The sequence below is a fragment of the Streptomyces sp. RP5T genome, from assembly GCF_003933965.1.
Taxonomy (GTDB): domain Bacteria; phylum Actinomycetota; class Actinomycetes; order Streptomycetales; family Streptomycetaceae; genus Streptomyces.
In genome coordinates this window covers 1-3,023 of the sequence record NZ_RSAJ01000813.1, presented here as the reverse complement: position 1 = coordinate 3,023, position 3,023 = coordinate 1, and the positions used below count along the sequence as shown (strand labels likewise).

Here is a 3,023-nt window from a genome sequence, read left to right as displayed (position 1 = left end):
GATCACCACGTCCTCTCGCCCATCCCGATCACCACGTCCTCTCCCCCCGTCCGAGCCGTCTCGTCTCCGTCCCGGGCCCGCCCGCTCGGCCGCCCCGTCCGCCGGCTGAGTCATCCGCACTGCTCCGGCCCACGCAGCGCATCCCCGAGCAGTCCCCGCAGCCGCTCCCATCCGCGCTCGTACGCGAACGCCTCCGCTCCCCACCGCAGCGCCGGCACCGTCCGCACCAGCCCGGAGGAATCCCGCTCCAGGACCCGCACCTCGGCGATCCGCCGCCGCCCGGCCCGGTCGCGCACGAGGTGCAGCACGACCGACAGTGCGGCCGCCAACTGGCTGTGCAGCGCGGCCCGGTCGAGCCCGGCGGCCGTCCCCAGCGCCTCCAGCCGGGCCGGTACGTCGGCCGCCGCGTTGGCGTGCACGGTCCCGCAGCCGCCCTCATGACCCGTGTTCAGGGCGGCCAGCAGATGCACCACCTCGGGCCCGCGCACCTCGCCCACGACGAGCCGGTCCGGCCGCATCCGCAGTGCCTGGCGCACCAGGTCCTCAAGCGTGACGAGCCCGGCACCCTCCTGGTTGGCGGGTCTCGTCTCCAGCCGGACGACGTGCGGATGGTCGGGCCTGAGCTCCGCCGAGTCCTCCGCGAGCACGATCCGCTCACCCGGCCCGACGAGCCCCAGCAGGGCGCTCAGCAGCGTCGTCTTCCCGGTACCCGTCCCGCCGCTGACGAGGAACGACAGCCGCGCGTCCAGCAGCGCCCGCAGCACCCGGTCGCCGCCAGGCGGAACCGTGCCGGCCGCGACCAGCTCGCCCAGCGTGAAGGCACGCGGCCGTACCACCCGCAGGGCCAGACAGGCACAGCCGACGGCGACCGGAGGCAGCACCGCGTGCAGCCGCGTGCCGTCCGGCAGCCGGGCGTCGACCCAGGGCCGGGCGTCGTCGAGGCGCCGCCCCGCCACCGCGGCGAGCCGCTGCGCGAGCCGTCGTACGGCAGCCGCGTCGGGGAAGGAGACGTCGGTCAGTTCGAGTCCGCCGCCCCGGTCCACCCAGACCCGGTCCGGCGCCGACACGAGGACGTCCGTCACCGACGGGTCGGCGAGCAACGGCTCCAGGGGTCCGCTGCCGACCAGTTCGGACCGCAACCGCTCGGCCGCGCCCAGCACTTCGGCGTCGCCGAGGACCCGTCCCTGCTCCCGCAGCGCCTGCGCCACCCGCGCGGGCGTCGGTTCGGCCCCGCTCTCGGCCAGCCACTGCCGCACGCCGTCCAGCAGCCCGGGAGCCATGTCCGCGCCGGGCGCCGTGGACGTCGCGGCCACACCCGCCGAGGATGTCGCAGGAGCACCGGCCGACCGCCTCCGCTCGACGTGGCCCGCCACCGGATGAGCCGTCCGCCACGTCACCGCGCGGCCGCCTCCCGCGCCGTCCACCGGAGCGGACCCCGAGAACCCGCTCATGCCGCCCCCGCCCCCGTCTCCGCCAACGCGCGCTCCCAGAACTCCTTGCAGAACCGCGCCAGCGGTCCCCGGGCGGCCGCGCCCGGCGGCGATCCGCTCCCCTGCGGCCGCTGGAGGGCCGACTCGACCGGGACCTCGCCCACCAGGGGCAGACCCAGCAGGCGGGCCACCTCGCGGTCGTCGAGGCCGGGTGCGTAAGGGCCGCGTACCGCCACCCGCAGGTCGCGCAGGACCATGCCGACCGCCGAGGCGACCCGACAGGCCGCGGCGACGGCCCGCAGTTCGGCGGGGACCACGAGGATCCCCAGGTCGATCTGGGCGAGCGCCTCGGCGACGCCGTCGTCCAGGCGGCGGGGCAGGTCGACGACCACGGTGCCGCCCCGGCGCCGGGCCGCGGCGAGCACCGCCCGCACGGCCTGGGGCGGGACGGCGATGCGGTCGCCGCGGTCCCAGCTCAGGACCCGCAGCGAGTGCAGGCGCGGCAGCGACTCCTCCAGGGCGCCGCCGCCGACCCGCCCGCGCGAGGCGGCGAACGCGGGCCAGCGCAGTCCCTCGGTGCTCTCGCCGCCGAGGAGTACGTCGAGTCCGCCGCCCAGCGGATCGGCGTCCACGAGGAGTGTGCGCAGGCCCTCACGCGCGGAGGTGACAGCGAGGGCGCACGCGAGCGTGGAGGCTCCGGCCCCGCCGCGGCCGCCGATGACGCCGACGGTGAGGGCAGGCCGGCCGACGCCCTCGGTGACGTCGGCGATCCGGTCGACCAGCCACTGCTCGCCGTCGGGCAGCACCAGGACGTGATCGGCGCCGATCTCGACGGCCCGCTTCCACACCCCGGAGTCGTCCTGGTCCCGGCCCACCAGCACCACTCCCCGCCTGCGGGCGGACCCGCGCACCCGTCGTGCGGCGTCGTCGCCGACCAGGACGAGCGGGGCGGCCTCCCAGCTGCCTCTTGGCTGCGGCACCCCGTGGTGGACCTCGGCCGTCGCCCCGGCCGCGGCGCACAGCCGCAGCAGGTCGTCGAGCAGGTCCTCGTCCTCCGTGACGATCAACGGCCGGCCCGGCCGCCCTCCGCCAGTGGGCTGCCCCTCGTGTGTGACGGCTGCGGTCACGATCTCCATCCCCCTTCGCCGCGCCGCGCGAGAACCCCCGAAGGGCCCGCCCGGCGCTCTCCCGCGGTGCCCCTTCGGCCCCGCGATTCCCAGACATGTGAAGAACCGGCGACCGGCCTCCATATGAGCGGCCGATAGGAACCGGCCAAACACACCCGACAAACCAGAACCGGCCAGGAAGTCGGCCGGAGCGGGACGTGTGGGATTCACGGTGCAGCGATCCCGGAAATCGTGTGGATCTTGGTGGAAAACTGTGGACAAGTGGGCGCCTGTGAATATCGCCGTCACCCATACCGGTGAGCACCTGCCGCCTGTGCACAACTTCCGCAGAGCAGCGTTGCAACTACGCACAGTGACGGATCATGGGCGCGCGAAAGAGACGGCCGAAGCCGCCTCGAAGCGGTCACGCAACCGCGCTCAGAAAGAGAAAACCCACCCGGACATGCGACGACCCCCACCGGGGGGG

Annotated in this window: 3 protein-coding genes; 1 reads left to right on the top strand and 2 read right to left on the bottom strand. The window is 75.4% G+C overall.

Features of this window, described 5'->3' with window-relative positions:
• Nucleotides 1–110 precede the first annotated feature (110 nt).
• Together EHS43_RS41425 and ssd are read right to left on the bottom strand one after the other, a co-directional pair.
• Entirely contained in the window at nucleotides 111–1,280 is a 1,170-nt protein-coding gene (locus tag EHS43_RS41425; RefSeq protein WP_185806633.1) for a TadA family conjugal transfer-associated ATPase, read from the bottom strand.
• Between the two features lie 167 nt (nucleotides 1,281–1,447).
• Complete coding sequence (gene ssd, locus EHS43_RS41420) at nucleotides 1,448–2,566, bottom strand: septum site-determining protein Ssd (RefSeq protein ID WP_125195661.1); 1,119 nt, start codon at nucleotides 2,564–2,566, stop codon at nucleotides 1,448–1,450.
• A gap of 244 nt (nucleotides 2,567–2,810) precedes the next feature.
• Between ssd and EHS43_RS47245 the strand changes: the two genes are divergently transcribed.
• Nucleotides 2,811–3,023: hypothetical protein (locus tag EHS43_RS47245; protein WP_221740812.1), on the top strand; the 213-nt coding region annotated here is incomplete at its 3' end.